12 protein-coding genes are annotated in these 14,820 nt (G+C 59.4%); 7 read left to right on the top strand and 5 right to left on the bottom strand.

The features are described from left to right. Positions 1-238: 238 nt before the first annotated feature. From AC1DE4_RS15965 to AC1DE4_RS15985, 5 genes are all read left to right on the top strand, one after another. Entirely contained in the window at positions 239-1,921 is a 1,683-nt protein-coding gene (locus AC1DE4_RS15965) for a DEAD/DEAH box helicase (protein WP_018857509.1), read from the top strand. A gap of 202 nt (positions 1,922-2,123) precedes the next feature. Continuing rightward, positions 2,124-2,765: a bleomycin resistance protein gene (locus AC1DE4_RS15970; protein WP_025660459.1), complete on the top strand. Its 642-nt coding sequence runs from the start codon at positions 2,124-2,126 to the stop codon at positions 2,763-2,765. A 313-nt stretch (positions 2,766-3,078) separates the two neighbouring features. Further along, positions 3,079-4,488 carry a circularly permuted type 2 ATP-grasp protein gene (locus tag AC1DE4_RS15975; RefSeq protein WP_477882022.1) on the top strand — a complete coding sequence of 470 codons (1,410 nt, stop codon included), beginning with the start codon at positions 3,079-3,081 and terminating at the stop codon, positions 4,486-4,488. Further along, the gene (locus AC1DE4_RS15980; protein WP_018857506.1) at positions 4,488-5,429 is read left to right on the top strand and encodes an alpha-E domain-containing protein; all 942 of its coding nucleotides are present in this window, start codon (positions 4,488-4,490) and stop codon (positions 5,427-5,429) included. Before AC1DE4_RS15975 ends, AC1DE4_RS15980 begins: the two co-directional genes overlap by 1 nt. 11 nt (positions 5,430-5,440) lie before the next feature. Further along, positions 5,441-6,265 carry a transglutaminase family protein gene (locus AC1DE4_RS15985; RefSeq protein WP_025660462.1) on the top strand — a complete coding sequence of 275 codons (825 nt, stop codon included), beginning with the start codon at positions 5,441-5,443 and terminating at the stop codon, positions 6,263-6,265. 81 nt (positions 6,266-6,346) lie between these two features. On the opposite strand, the gene AC1DE4_RS15990 is transcribed toward AC1DE4_RS15985, so the two are convergent. The 5 genes from AC1DE4_RS15990 to chvE form a co-directional block, all read right to left on the bottom strand. Beyond that, positions 6,347-7,780, bottom strand: coding sequence for an aldehyde dehydrogenase family protein (locus AC1DE4_RS15990; protein WP_169684371.1), 1,434 nt, complete (start codon positions 7,778-7,780; stop codon positions 6,347-6,349). A 71-nt stretch (positions 7,781-7,851) separates the two neighbouring features. Continuing rightward, positions 7,852-8,847: an AraD1 family protein gene (gene araD1, locus AC1DE4_RS15995; protein ID WP_026371821.1), complete on the bottom strand. Its 996-nt coding sequence runs from the start codon at positions 8,845-8,847 to the stop codon at positions 7,852-7,854. A gap of 112 nt (positions 8,848-8,959) precedes the next feature. Beyond that, positions 8,960-10,168: a multiple monosaccharide ABC transporter permease gene (gene mmsB, locus AC1DE4_RS16000; protein ID WP_025660465.1), complete on the bottom strand. Its 1,209-nt coding sequence runs from the start codon at positions 10,166-10,168 to the stop codon at positions 8,960-8,962. Further along, entirely contained in the window at positions 10,165-11,703 is a 1,539-nt protein-coding gene (mmsA, locus tag AC1DE4_RS16005) for a multiple monosaccharide ABC transporter ATP-binding protein (RefSeq protein ID WP_025660466.1), read from the bottom strand. The genes mmsB and mmsA overlap by 4 nt, the downstream gene beginning before the upstream one ends. A 98-nt stretch (positions 11,704-11,801) precedes the next feature. Further along, on the bottom strand, positions 11,802-12,866 hold the full coding sequence (gene chvE, locus AC1DE4_RS16010; protein ID WP_025660467.1) for a multiple monosaccharide ABC transporter substrate-binding protein: 1,065 nt from the start codon (positions 12,864-12,866) through the stop codon (positions 11,802-11,804). 272 nt (positions 12,867-13,138) lie between these two features. Between chvE and AC1DE4_RS16015 the strand changes: the two genes are divergently transcribed. Together AC1DE4_RS16015 and AC1DE4_RS16020 are read left to right on the top strand one after the other, a co-directional pair. Beyond that, the gene (locus tag AC1DE4_RS16015; RefSeq protein WP_018857499.1) at positions 13,139-14,146 is read left to right on the top strand and encodes a LysR family transcriptional regulator; all 1,008 of its coding nucleotides are present in this window, start codon (positions 13,139-13,141) and stop codon (positions 14,144-14,146) included. A gap of 173 nt (positions 14,147-14,319) precedes the next feature. After that, positions 14,320-14,820 (top strand): IS110 family transposase (locus AC1DE4_RS16020; protein WP_477882025.1); only part of this gene is annotated, 501 nt, incomplete at its 3' end.

Genomic DNA, 14,820 nt, shown 5'->3' on the forward strand with positions numbered 1-14,820 from the left:
CCAGCTTTCACCTTCCGGCCGCCGCGTGAGCGTGCCCCTGCCAGCAAATAGGAGCAGGAAGAAGGGCAAAAGCGCATTTCGTACAGGCCGCATCCCAAGACGCGGGCAAGAAGCGCTGGAAAGCTTTTTCCAACAAGACAAGTTCCCACTTCACGCGGGGTTCTTGACGCCAGAATGACACCGGGCCGCATTTTGCGATCCGGCCGATTTTTTTGGCGCGCCCTAAAAAGGTTATGACTTGACCAATTTTGAATCGCTTGGCATCTCCAAGCCGATCGTCGCCACACTTTTCCAGCTCGGCATCGAAAAGCCGACCCCCATTCAGGAAAAGGCGATCCCGCTTCTTCTCGAAGGCCGCGACCTTATCGGCCTTGCTCAGACAGGCACCGGCAAGACGGCCGCCTTCGGCCTGCCGATCATCGAAAAGATCATCCCTGAAGAGCGGCGTCCGGACAACCGTACCACCCGTACGCTGATCCTCGCCCCAACCCGCGAACTGGTGAACCAGATCGCCCAGAACCTTAAGAACTTCCTGCGCAAGTCGCACCTGCGCATCAACGTCGTCGTGGGCGGCGTCTCGATCAACAAGCAGCAGCTGCAGCTCGAAAAGGGCACCGACATCCTCGTTGCCACGCCCGGCCGCCTGCTCGACCTCGTCGCCCGCCGCGCCATCGGCCTCACCGCCGTACGCTACCTCGTTCTCGACGAGGCCGACCAGATGCTCGACCTCGGCTTCGTCCACGACCTGCGCAAGATCGCCAAGATGGTGCCGAAGAAGCGCCAGACGATGCTGTTTTCGGCAACCATGCCGAAATCGATCGCCGACCTCGCCGGCGAATACCTGACGGACCCGGTCACCGTCGAAGTGACACCTCCGGGCAAGGCTGCCGACAAGGTCGAGCAGTATGTCCACTTCGTCAACGGCAAGAACGACAAGACGGACCTCCTAAAGAAGTCACTCACCGAGAACCCTGACGGACGCGCGATCGTCTTCCTGCGCACCAAGCACGGCGCCGAGAAGCTGATGAAGCACCTCGACCACGTTGGCTATTCGGTCACTTCCATCCATGGCAACAAGAGCCAGGGCCAGCGCGAGCGCGCCCTCAAGGCCTTCCGTGACGGCGACGTCAAGACGCTGATTGCGACCGACGTTGCCGCCCGCGGCATCGACATCCCGGCCGTCAGCCACGTCTACAACTACGACCTGCCGGAAGTTCCGGATGCCTACGTCCACCGCATCGGCCGTACGGCCCGCGCTGGTCGTGACGGCATCGCGATCGCCTTCTGTGCACCTGACGAAACCCGTCTCCTGCGCGACATCGAACGCCTGATGAACATCAACATCGCTGTAGCCAGTGGTGAAGCGCCTGCCAACATGAACGCCACTCCGCGCCGCGGCAATGGCAGTGGCAACAGCAATGGCAATGGCGGCAACCGCGGCCAGGGTCGTGGTGGTGAAAACCGTGGCGGTGAGCGCCGTGGCGAAGGCCATCGTGCAGGTGGCCGCCCGGAGCGTCGTCCGCGCCCTGAAGCTGGCGACGAAGTCCGCGCCAACAATGAGGAGCGCCGCGAGCGTCGTCCGCGTCCTGAGCGCCAAACCCAGCGCAACGAAGACTTCCGCGGCCAGCGCCGTGGCGAGGCTACGCCGATGACGTCCGGCCCCGACAACGATCTGGCGGCAACGTCGGACTTCCGTCCGGCCCGCAAGCCGCAGCGCCCCCAGCATGGCAACCATGCCAATGGCGAGAACCGTCATCATCCCGGCGGCGGCGCCCGCAATGCGCACGGCCGCCCGGCCCGCAAACACGGTGAAGATCGTGGCGCGCAGGCCCACGGCGGCGAACGTCGCGAAGGCAACGGCGGAAACCGTCGCGGCGGTCCGTCGCGCGGTGGCAACGGTCAGCGCCGTGAACGCGCCTAATTGAAAAAAGAAAGGGCGGGAGAAATCTCGCCCTTTGCAATACGCGTCTCACGACGCCAAATGATCCCGCGGCCTTACAATCTCGCCTTGTGGCAATTGGCCCATTGCATTAGCATGCTGGTGCTGCTGTAGGGCGCGTCGGCTTCGGGCCGGAGGGGCATTGCCCGCCTACGTACGACAAAGTCAAACGTAAGCCGCGCCCATGCCAAATATCGAAAACCTCAGAAAACAAGCCAAGACATACCTGCGATGGCATCGCGAACGGTACTATCCGGTTGCGGCGCAGATCAGGTGGATCCTGCCCAGATATCGAGATCAAAGCGATCGAGAAATATTGGACGCCGACTTCAAGCTCAGCGATGCTCAGGAGCTTGTTGCCCGAAAGCATGGCTTTACGGATTGGCCGGCGCTGGTCAAAGGGATCGAAACCATGACGAAATCGAAAGCGTCGGACAGTAGACGTCCGCTCGTCCTCTCCGCGGAGCCGCAACTCTTCGTCTCCGATATCATTGCCTCGTGCCAGTTCTATGTTCGGAAACTGGGTTTTGAAGTGGCGTTCCAGTACGGAGAGCCGCCATTTTATGCCCAGGTGTTTCGCGACGGCGCGCGCCTGAACCTGCGAAAGGTCGGCGGGCCGGTCTTCGACGCTGGCTTCAGAGCGCGAGAAGTCGACGCCCTCTCCGCAACGTTAACGGCCGACGATCCGAAGCGGCTGTTCCTGGAGTATCAGGCCGCCGGCGCATCGTTCCACCAGCCCCTGCGCACCGAGCCATGGGGCGCACGCAGCTTCATCGTGCAGGACCCCGACGGAAACCTGATCGCGTTTTCAGGCGAGGCGATCTAAGCCCGCTGCAGCTCGGTCGTATCTGAAGCATTGATGCTTACCTGAAGTTTCCCTGATGCTCGCGCAACCGTATACCCGGCGCTCAGCCCGAAATTGAATCGGTTTTCGGCTCGAAAATGTTCATCTGCTCACATTTTGAGCGGACGCTGAGGATTGACGGCGGGCGTGTCGACGCCAGCTATCGATAAATGCCCAGTTTTTCGTCTGTTTTGGCCTTCGAGAAGGATTCACGAATCTCGCGTTCAAACTGTGCATGGTTCTTGCATTGCCATTTGCGTTGTATTCAAATGAACAAAAAAGGGGAGCCACACCTTTGGCATTTGATGAAATGATCACCGGGGGCGAAAGTCCGCGACAGCCATATGAAAAATACTTTGAGTGGTACAGTAACCAAGATCGAGCGCATCTGATTGCAAAATCCCGGGACGCGGAGAACATCTTCCGCAAGACCGGCATTACCTTCGCGGTCTACGGACACGCAGACTCTTCCGAAAAGCTCATTCCCTTCGACATCATCCCCCGCATCATCTCAGGTCGCGAATGGCGCAAGCTCGCACAGGGTATCGAGCAGCGGGTAATCGCCCTCAACGCTTTTCTCGATGACATCTACCACAAGCAGGAAATCATCCGCGCCGGTCGCATACCGCGCGAACTGATCGAGAGGAATGACGCCTTCCTGCCCGAGATGATCGGCTTCCGGCCGCCCGGCGGCGTCTACACGCACATCGTCGGCACTGATATCGTGCGCACCGGCGAGGACGAGTTCTACGTGCTGGAGGACAACGCCCGCACACCCTCCGGTGTCAGCTACATGCTGGAAAACCGCGAAACGATGATGCAGATGTTTCCGGACCTGTTTCATGCCAACAAGGTCCGGCCGGTCGAAGACTATCCCTATCTGCTGCGCCAGAGCCTGGCATCGCTCGCGCCTCCAGGCTGCAAGGGCAAGCCACGCGTTGCGGTCCTGACACCCGGCATCTACAACTCGGCTTATTACGAGCACTCGTTCCTGGCTGACACGATGGGCGTCGAGCTTGTCGAAGGCTCGGACCTCCGCGTCATCGACAGCAAGGTGAAGATGCGCACGACCCGCGGCTATGAGGCGATCGACGTGCTCTACCGCCGCGTCGACGACGACTTCCTCGATCCCCTCACCTTCCGGCCGGATTCAGCACTCGGCATCCCCGGCATCATGGATGTCTATCGTTCCGGCAATATCACCATCGCCAATGCGCCGGGCACCGGCATATCGGACGACAAGGCGATCTATTCCTACATGCCCGAGATCGTCGAATTCTATACCGGACGCAAGCCGATCCTCGAAAACGTGCCGACCTGGCGCTGTTCCGAGCCGCAGAGCCTCAAATACGTGCTCGAGCACCTCGAGGAACTCGTGGTCAAGGAGGTACACGGCTCCGGCGGCTACGGCATGCTGGTCGGCCCGACGGCGACCAAGAAGGAGCGCGCCGATTTTGCCGAGAAGTTGAAGGCGAAGCCCGCCAACTACATCGCGCAGCCAACACTTTCGCTGTCGACCGTGCCGATCCTCGTCAACAAAGGCATTGCGCCACGTCACGTGGACTTGCGGCCATATGTTCTCGTCTCCGACAAGGTGCAGATCATTCCCGGCGGATTGACGCGCGTGGCCCTGAAAGAGGGTTCGCTGGTGGTCAATTCCAGCCAGGGCGGCGGCACAAAAGATACCTGGGTATTGGAGGACTGATGCTCGGCAGAACTGCAAACGGACTCTACTGGATGTTCCGTTACATCGAACGCGCAGAAAACATAGCGCGCCTCATCGATGCCGGCCTGCGCATGTCGCTGACCCGAAGCGGAACCGGCGACGACGACTGGGACGGCGTCCTGCAAAGCGCCGGCGTGCGCGAGACCTTTGACGAGGGGCACAGCAAGCTGACGAGCGCCGACGCGATCGACTACCTGCTGCGAGACCGCTCCAATCCCTCAAGCGTCATGTCCTGCGTCGACTACGGGCGAAACAACGCCCGCATGGTGCGCACCGCCCTGACCCGCGAGACCTGGGAAGCGACCAATGAGTTCTGGATCGAGCTAAAATCGCTACTTTCGAAGCGGCTGAAGGCCGCGGAGATGCCGGAGGCAATCGATGCCATCAAGCATCGCGCCGGGCTGATCCGCGGTGCCTTCCACGGCTCGATGCTCAGAAACGAACTCTACAATTTCGCCCGCATCGGAACCTTCATCGAGCGCGCGGACAATACGAGCCGTATTCTCGACGTGAAGTATTATGTGCTCCTGCCCTCGGTCTCGGCCGTCGGCACGTCGATCGACAACATCCAGTGGGAATCGATCCTGCGTTCCGTCTCCGCCCACCGCTCCTACAGCTGGGCGTATGACGGCGAATATCGGTCGATGAATATCGCCGACTTCCTGATCCTGAACGGCCAGATGCCGCGTTCGCTCGCCTATTGCTACGAGAAGATCGTCAGCGAACTCGGCTATCTCGCCAAGGATTACGGTGAGCGGCTGCCGGCGCATGATACGGCCGATTCCATCCGCAAGACACTCCAGACACGTGCCATCAAGGAGATCATGGATCAGGGCCTGCATGAATTTCTGGAAGATTTCGTCACACGCAACAACCAGCTCGGCATGGAAATTTCCGATGGTTACCGGTTCTATGCATAGGCGGGCATGAGATGAAGCTTAAGATAAGCCACGTCACCGAATATCACTACGAAGAACCGGCGGCCTTCTCGCTGCAGCGGTTGCGGCTGACGCCGCTCTCCGTTCCCGGACAGTCAGTCATCAACTGGTCGCTGCAGGTTGAGGGCGCTAGGCCCGAAGTCGAATACGACGATCAGTTTGGCAACCACGTCAACCTCGTCTCGCTGGAAGGCGAGCAGCGGGCGACACGCATCGTGGCCGAAGGCGAGGTCGAAACGGAAGATCGAAATGGGGTACTCGGCCCCCATAGCGGCTTCTGCCCGCTCTGGCTTTTCCTGCGTGAAACGCCGAGGACGAAGTCCGGAAAGCTGATCAAGGAACTCACCAAGGGTGTGAGCGGCGAGAACGAGCTTGCTCGCATGCACGCGCTGATGTCCGGCATACATGAGACCGTGACCTACTTGCCTGGGACCAGCGACACGGAGACCACGGCTGAGCAAGCGCTTGAGAAGAAGAGCGGCGTCTGCCAGGACCATGCCCATATTTTTGTCGCCGCCGCACGCAGCCTCGGCGTGCCGGCCCGCTACGTTTCCGGCTACCTGATGATGGAAGAGAAGATCGAGCAGTCGGCGACCCACGCCTGGGGCGAAGCGCACCTCCCGGGCCTCGGTTGGGTCGGCTTCGATCCGGCCAACAATATCTGCCCCGACGCACGCTATGTGCGTGTCGCCTCCGGCCTCTGCTACCGCGATGCGGCTCCCGTTTCAGGCATGCGCATCGGCACGCCGGGGGAAAAGCTCTCTGTCGTGGTCAAGGTTGAAGATCGGGGGCAGATGCAAAGCCAGAGCCAGAGCTGAAGGGCTGGCTTCCGAAGAACTCATATCGAGATACCGTTGTCCGAGCCGCCGCATAGCGGCTCGGATCGTTTTGGGCCATCGTTAGGCCAGCGTATAGGCCGTCTTGACGCTCGTGTAAAACTCGGCCGCGTATTTGCCCTGCTCGCGCGGACCGTAGGACGATCCCTTGCGGCCACCGAACGGAACGTGGAAATCCACGCCTGCGGTCGGCAGGTTGACCATCACCATGCCCGCTTCGGAGTTTCGCTTGAAATGCGTCGCGTGCTTGAGGCTCGTCGTGGCGATACCGGCAGACAGGCCGAATGGCGTGTCGTTGGCGGTTGCCAGCGCTTCTTCGTAGTCCTTGACGCGGATGACCGAGACAACCGGTCCGAAGATTTCCTCGCGCGAAATGCGCATCTGGTTCGTGGCCTCCGTGAACAGCGTCGGCTGCAGGTAGAAGCCGGGCGTTTCGCGGGTGACGAGTTCGCCGCCGAAGGCGAGCTTGGCGCCCTCCTTCTTGCCGATCTCGATATAGTCGGTGTCGGTCTTCAGCTGCTTTTCATCGACCACGGGGCCGATGTGCGTGCCCGATTTCAACGCATTGTCGACAACAAGCGTCTGCAGCTTTTCCCTTAGCGCCGCGACGAACTTGTCGTGGATGCCTTCGGTAACGATCAGGCGAGAAGACGCCGTGCAACGCTGGCCGGTGGAGAAGAAACCGGAATTGGCGGCTGCTTCGACGGCGACGCCAAGGTCGGCATCGTCGAGAACGACCATCGGGTTCTTGCCACCCATTTCCAGCTGGAACTTGCGGTTATGCTCGATCGAGGCGCTAGCGACGCGGCGGCCGGTACCGGTGGAACCGGTAAAGGTGATGCCCGTAACATCAGGACTGTCGAGCATGGCCTGGCCGACAACCGAACCCCTGCCCATGACGAGGTTCAGCACGCCCTTTGGCAGGCCGGCACGGTGCAGGATGTCGACGATCGCCCACGAGCAGCCCGGGACGAGTTCGGCCGGCTTGAAGACGATGGTATTGCCGTAGCAGAGCGCCGGCGCGATCTTCCAGGCGGGGATCGCGATCGGGAAGTTCCAGGGCGTGATGATACCGATGACGCCGAGCGGGTCACGGGTGATCTCGACGCCAATATTCGGGCGAACAGACGGGATGACCTCGCCTGCAAGACGCAGCGCTTCGCCGGCAAAGAATTCAAAGATCTGCGATGCACGAATGGTCTCGCCGATTGCCTCGGGAAGCGTCTTGCCTTCTTCGCGGGCCAGCAGAGCGCCGAGCTCGTCCTTGCGAGCCATGATCTCGTCGCCGGCCGTCTTCAGGATGACATGACGCTCCCAGATGCCGGAACGCGACCAAGCCGGGAAAGCAGCCTTGGCGGCGGCGATCGCATTCTTCGTGTCTTCGGCCGAACCATCCGCATAGAGGCCAACGACCTCGTTGGTATCCGACGGATTGATGTTCTTCGTCGCGTCCGTGCCGACCCATTCGCCGGCAATGAGGTTCTTATAAATGGTCATGGGCCGACTGGGCCTCCTTCACCGTTCCATTAAAAACGGTCCGGCCGCCGAAGCGGCCGGGCCTTGCGAAATCAGAGCTGCTTGACGGCAATCTCTTCTTCGGCAGCAATCTTCAGAGGGTTGCGCAGCGGTAAGCCGAATTCGGCGACTTCGATTTCGAAGACGTCACCCTCTTCAGCCTTGATGCCTTCCGCGAAGGAGAGCGTCGCGGTGCCGAACATGTGGACGTGGACGTCGCCGGGCACACGAAACAGGCCGTACTTGAAGTGATGGTATTCGAGGTTGGCGAACGTGTGCGACATGTTCGCTTCGCCCGACAGGAACGGCTTTTCGAAGATCACCTTGTCGCCGCGCTTGATGCGCGAGGTGCCGCGGATATCCTCAGGCGCAACGCCAATGCGGATTTCCGGGCCAAAGCTTGCCGGGCGCAGCTTGGAGTGCGCGAGGTAGAGATAGTTGATCCGCTCGGTCACGTGGTCGGAAAACTCGTTCGACAGCGCAAAGCCGATGCGGAAGGGTGTGCCGTCTTCCGCAACGACGTAGATCCCCGCCATTTCAGGCTCTTCGCCGCCATCGAGCGCGAAGGAGGGAGAAACGAGCGGCGCGCCCGGAGCAGCCGAACCGTAGCCGTTGCCCTTGTAGAACCACTCGGGCTGAACGCCCTTCTCGCCGGCCTTCGGCTTGCCGTTCTCGAGACCCATCTTGAACATCTTCATCGAGTCGGTGAGGGTTTCTTCAGCCGCCTCGGAGGTCTTCTTGTGCATGGAATCGCGCGTTGCAGCCGAGCCCAGATGCGTCAGCCCCGTGCCCGTCAGATGCAGGTGCGCAGCGTCGGGATGCGTCATCGGCGGCAGAAACTTGCCTTCGGCATAAGCCTTTTCGAGGTCGACTGCATCGCCGAGGCCGTGTGCTTCAATCACCTGCAACAGCGACTTGCCGCCGTTTGCGGCTTCCATGGCCAGCGCATAGACGCTGCCTGCGTTCTTGACGGCCTTCGCGGTACCGCCCGGCTCGCGCACGGCGACAATGATCTCTCCGTTCGAACCCTTGATCTGCGAAATCAGCACGGTCTTCATCCTTTTTTCGATAACGCGGAAAATGCTTCGCCAATCCGGCTCCCAGAATGAGCCGGATTGGCAAGTTCACATGACTGCGAATGCTTGGGCAGCGCCGGAGCGCTTAGCCCTTGTTCTTGTTATAGACATCGAAGAAGACGGCGGCGAGAAGCACCAGTCCCTTGACCATCTGCTGGAAGTCGATGCCGAGACCGACGATCGACATGCCGTTGTTCATGACGCCCATGATGAACGCGCCGATGACGGCACCGGTAATCTTGCCAACGCCGCCGGATGCCGAAGCTCCGCCGATGAAGCAGGCCGCGATAACGTCAAGCTCGAAGCCAACGCCTGCCTTCGGGGTCGCCGAATTCAGGCGAGCCGCGATGATCATGCCGGCGAGACCAGCCAGGACACCCATGTTGACGAAGGTGTAGAAGCTCAGGCGCTCGGTGTTGATACCGGACAGCTTGGTTGCCTTCTCGTTGCCGCCCATTGCGTAGATGCGGCGACCGATCGTGGTACGGCGCGTCACGAAGGTGTAGGCCGCGATCAGCACGAGCATGACGACGAGAACGTTCGGCAGGCCCTTGTAGGTGGAAAGCTGGAAGCCAAGGAACAGGATCGCCAACGAGATGATTACGTTTTGGGCGATGAAGAAGCCATAAGGCTCGACATCGATGCCATGGCTCTCGTTGACCTTGCGGCGACGCCAGGCGAGATAGAAGAGCACGACAGTTCCCAGCACGGTCAGCACCAGCGACGTGGAATGCAGCGGAATTCCGGCGATATCGATCATTTCGCCTGGCAGGAAGCCCGTCGAGATAACCTGGAAGTCCTTCGGGAACGGGCCGATGTTCTTGCCGCCCAGAACGAACAGCGTCAGGCCGCGGAAGACGAGCATGCCGGCGAGCGTGACGATGAAGGCCGGAATGCGGTGATACGCGATCCAGTAGCCTTGCGCAGCACCGATGGCGCCACCGATGACCAGGCAGAGAATGCCCGCAAGTACGAAGTTCATCTGCCAGTTGACGGTCATGATAGCCGCCACCGCGCCGACGAAGGCAACGATGGATCCGACCGAAAGGTCAATGTGGCCGGCCACGATGACGAGCAGCATGCCGAGCGCCATGATGACGATGAACGAGTTCTGCAGAACGAGGTTCGTTAGGTTGACCGGCTTGAATAGAATGCCGCCCGTGTAGAACTGGAAGAACACCATGATCGCGACGAGCGCGATAAGCATGCCGTATTCGCGAATGTTGGCGCGGATATAATCCGCAACGGAAACGACGTTGCTTTCCTCGGTGGCTGAAGGGTTGACCGGAGTCATTGTTTCTTCTCCCCTGAGCGCATGATAGCGCGCATGATGGTTTCTTGGCTCGCCTCTCCCTTTGGCAGTTCCGCAACGATACGTCCTTCATTCATGACGTAGATGCGGTCGCACGTACCAAGCAGTTCCGGCATTTCCGATGAGATCATCAGAACACCCTTACCATCGGCTGCGAGCTGGTTGATGATAGTATAGATTTCGTATTTTGCACCGACATCGATACCGCGGGTGGGTTCGTCCAGGATCAGGACGTCGGGGTCGGAGAACAGCCACTTCGACAGCACAACCTTTTGCTGGTTGCCGCCGGAGAGATTGACCGTTTCCTGGAAGATGCTGGAGCTACGGATGCGCAGCTTCGAGCGGTATTCCGATGCGATCTTCGATTCCTTGATGGTGTCGATGACCGTGGCTTTCGAGACCCCGGCCAGATTGGCGAGCGTCGTGTTGTGAACGATGTTCTCGCCGAGTACGAGACCAAGATGCTTGCGGTCTTCGGTCACATAGGCAAGACCCGCGTCGATGGCCTTGCGAACGGTGCTGACATCGACCGGCTTGCCGTGCATCGACACGTCACCATGGATCTTGTGTCCATAGGATTTGCCGAACAGGCTCATTGCGAATTCGGTACGGCCGGCGCCCATCAGGCCCGCGATGCCAACCACTTCGCCCTTGCGGACGGTGACGTTGATGTCGTGCAGAACCTGGCGGTCACGGTGATGCTGGTGGAAAGCGTTCCAATTCTTCACCTCGAGGATCGTTTCGCCGATCGGCACGGAGCGCGGCGGATAACGATCGGCGAGTTCGCGGCCCACCATGTTCTTGATGATGATGTCTTCGCTGATCTCTTCGGTCTGACAGTCGAGCGACTTGACGGTCATGCCGTCGCGCAGAACCGTGATCTGGTCAGCGACCTTGCGAACTTCGTTGAGCTTGTGCGTGATGATGATCGACGTCAGGCCCTGGTTGCGGAACTCGATCAGGAGGTCCAGCAGTGCATCGGAATCCTTTTCGTTGAGTGACGCCGTCGGCTCATCGAGGATCAGCAGCTTCACGCTCTTAGACAGCGCCTTGGCGATTTCGACCAGCTGCTGCTTGCCAACGCCGATGTCGGTGACGAGCGTTTCCGGCGACTCCTTGAGGCCAACCTTGCTCAGCAGCTCTTTCGTACGCTTAAAGGCTTCTTGCCACTTAATGATGCCATTCTGAGCAACTTCGTTGCCGAGGAAGATGTTTTCGGCGATCGACAGGAGCGGCACCAGTGCCAGTTCCTGGTGAATGATGACGATGCCGATTTCTTCGGAATCCTTGAGCGCCTTGAAATGACGGACGTCGCCTTCGTAGACAATATCGCCATCGTAGGTTCCGGCTGGGTAGACGCCGGAGAGAACTTTCATAAGGGTCGACTTGCCGGCCCCATTTTCACCCACCAATGCGTGGATCTCACCCTGTCGAACCTTGAGGTTCACATTCTCAAGCGCCTTTACGCCTGGGAACGTCTTGGTGATGTTCCGCATTTCGAGGATTGTGTTGTCCATGGTCATAATCCAACGCCAGCAGCCAAAGGGACGCGGCGATCATAAAATTGAAGACCGGAACCCGCAAGCAGCGGGTTCCGGCCAACTTGGTACAATTATTACTTCAGCTGGTCAGCCTTGTAGTAACCGCCTTCTACGAGGATCTTCTCGTAGTTGGTCTTGTCAACTGCGACCGGGGTCAGCAGGTAGGACGGAACGACCTTGACGCCGTTGTCGTAGGTCTTGGTGTCGTTGACTTCAGGCTCCTTGCCTTCCATCAGAGCGTTGACCATGCCGACGGTAACCTTTGCGAGGTCACGGGTGTCCTTGAAGATCGTGGAGTGCTGCTCGCCAGCGATGATCGACTTGACCGACGGAACTTCAGCGTCCTGGCCGGAAACGACCGGGAGCGGCTGATCGCCGGAACCGTAACCAACGCCCTTCAGCGACGAGATGATGCCGATGGACAGACCGTCGTAAGGCGACAGAACTGCATTGACCTTCGCGTCGGTGTAGTTAGCCGAGAGCAGGTTGTCCATACGAGCCTGGGCCGTTGCCGGGTCCCAACGCAGCGTGCCAACCTTGTCCATGCCGGTCTGGCCGGACTTTACGACCAGCTTGCCGCTGTCGATGTAAGGCTGCAGAACAGACATTGCGCCGTCATAGAAGAAGAAGGCATTGTTGTCGTCCGGCGAACCGCCGAAGAGCTCGATGTTGAACGGGCCCTTGCCATCCTTGAGGCCGAGGGCGTCAACGATGGAGGTTGCCTGCAGAACGCCAACCTTGAAGTTGTCGAACGTTGCGTAATAGTCGACGTTGCCCGAGTCGCGGATCAGACGGTCATAAGCGATGACCTTGATGCCTGCGTCGTGAGCCTTCTGGAGAACGTCGGAAAGCGTCGTGCCGTCGATAGCGGCGATGACGAGAACCTTAACGCCCTTCGTGACCATGTTCTCAATCTGAGACAGCTGGTTCGGAATGTCGTCGTCAGCGTACTGCAGGTCGGTGGCATAGCCAGCGTCCTGGAGCTGCTTGACGATGTTGTTGCCGTCGTCGATCCAGCGAGCGGACGACTTCGTGGGCATCGCAATGCCGACAGTGCCCTTGTCGGCTGCCATAGCCGGCATAACGAACGAAGCGACGCCAAAGGCCGCCGCTGCCATCAACGAGATAATGGATTTCATATCTCTCTCTCCCTTAGTTAATAAACGCGCGTGCGAAAAATCGCCCGCCCCGAAACTGTGGCAGGTTCCGTCTTGGATAATTACTTCAGATGGTGAGAAACGAAGTAGGTCTCCTCCACGCTCTCACGTGTTGAATGCCAACCAGCACACGGCGGCAAACTGGTATGGAATCCCATAACTGTCAAATAGAATAACTGGTAAAGTGCATAACAATTTTGGTATATCGTTAAAAAGTATTACTTTTAATGGAACGCGGATGGGAGGCCGCAACCATGGCGATCATTTCGGACCCGCAGACGCATGGTCACGTCGACATTCATACGGATATCTTTGCCGATGACGCCTTTTTGCGATTGGGTCTCAAGCTGAATCATCTGCGAATGATCGTCGCAATCGAAGATAGCGGGCAGATTTCCGCGGCGGCCGAAGCGCTGAACATTTCACAGCCGGCAGCCTCGCGAATCCTGTCGGAAATGGAATCGATCGTTAAGACGCCACTTTACGAACGCGTGGCACGCGGCGTCGTGCTGACGACCTTCGGACAGGCGCTCGCCAGACGCGCGCGCAAGATCATGCTCGAGCTGCGCGAGGCGGGCCGGGAAATCGCCGAACTGAAAACGGGCAAGGGAGGTACCGTCTTTATCGGCGCCGTCACTGCCCCAGCCATGAGCCTGGTCGTGCCGGCGATAAAGCGCGTTAGAAGCGCCCTACCCGGCATAGAGGTCACCATACAGGTTGAAACGAGCAACGTGCTTGCCCGCGAGTTGCTCGCCGCCCAGCATGACTTCATCATCAGCCGCATTCCCGATGATCTCAACCCGCGCCTCTTCCAGGTCCAGGAAATCGGCGTGGAGAAGGCCTGTTTGATCGTGCGGGGCGGCCATCCGCTCTTGAAAAAGAAGGTCGCCTCCCTCGAGGACCTTCCACAATATGATTGGGTTTTCCAACCAGCGGGAACGCTCCTGCGCCGGACGATCGAGGACCTCTTCCTTTCTCGCGGCGTGCTGCTCCCGGAAAATATCGTCAACACCTCTTCGCTGCTGCTCACCTGTGCGACGGTTTGCCAGACGGATGCGATCGCGCCGATCGCGCTCGATGTGGCGCAGTTCCTGGCGACCCATCGGTCGAAGGCTTCGGATGTGCGGGTGTTGCCGATCGATTTCGAGATCAACGTCAGGCCCTACAGCCTGATAACGGTCAAGGAACGTGCGCTGCCCCCGAGCGCACGGCTGCTTTATGACCTGGTACTGGCCGAAAGCAAGAAGGCGGGAGTGCTCTGACAAGCCTTGCACCACCTTGTTCGGATCTAATGCGCCCCTCCAAGGGAGGTGACATGAAAGAGGTCGCCTCCGGAGAGAACGGATCACTGCGAATGATTGAGGGACAGTCACACTTCCGGCCTTTCGGCTTATCCTGTTGGGGTTTTGCGGATCTCAACAAGGGAGTTGGAAGCATGACTGCCTCTTATGATTACCATATCGGCGTCGACTATCACAAATCCTACAACCACCTGGTGGTCCAGGACAGCGGTGGCAAGACGCTGCGCTCCGGCCGCGTGAAGAACGACCGCCAGTCGCTTGGCGGGTTTCTCGAACGCTACCGTCAGAACTCGCATGCGGTTGTCGAGGCGACCCGCAACTGGATGGTGATCTACGACTGGCTCGACGACATTTGTGATGATGTCGTCCTCGCCCATCCGTTGAAGGTCAAGGCGATTGCCGACGCCAAGATCAAGACCGACAAGATCGATGCGACGGTGCTGGCGCATCTGCTTCGAGCCGACCTGGTGCCGGAAGCCTGGGCACCTGGCGAACGAGCCCGAGAGCTGCGCGTCGCGCTGCGTGAGCGGATGTTTTACGTGCGGCTGCGCACGATGACGAAGAACCGGATCGTCACGGTGTTTGACCGCTATCCGGAGCAGACGGCACAGCTGAAGAAGCTCGGCGACCTGTTC

It is taken from the genome of Rhizobium sp. 10N414 (assembly GCF_056394785.1).

Bases quoted from the DNA above. Each gene is read 5' to 3' on its own strand.
- AC1DE4_RS15970 (WP_025660459.1), top strand. From the start codon at position 2,124: ATGCCAAATATCGAAAACCTCAGAAAACAAGCCAAGACATACCTGCGA.
- AC1DE4_RS15980 (WP_018857506.1), top strand. From the start codon at position 4,488: ATGCTCGGCAGAACTGCAAACGGACTCTACTGGATGTTCCGTTACATC.
- AC1DE4_RS15985 (WP_025660462.1), top strand. From the start codon at position 5,441: ATGAAGCTTAAGATAAGCCACGTCACCGAATATCACTACGAAGAACCG.
- AC1DE4_RS15990 (WP_169684371.1), bottom strand. From the start codon at position 7,780: ATGACCATTTATAAGAACCTCATTGCCGGCGAATGGGTCGGCACGGAC.
- mmsB (WP_025660465.1), bottom strand. From the start codon at position 10,168: ATGACTCCGGTCAACCCTTCAGCCACCGAGGAAAGCAACGTCGTTTCC.
- mmsA (WP_025660466.1), bottom strand. From the start codon at position 11,703: ATGGACAACACAATCCTCGAAATGCGGAACATCACCAAGACGTTCCCA.
- chvE (WP_025660467.1), bottom strand. From the start codon at position 12,866: ATGAAATCCATTATCTCGTTGATGGCAGCGGCGGCCTTTGGCGTCGCT.
- AC1DE4_RS16015 (WP_018857499.1), top strand. From the start codon at position 13,139: ATGGCGATCATTTCGGACCCGCAGACGCATGGTCACGTCGACATTCAT.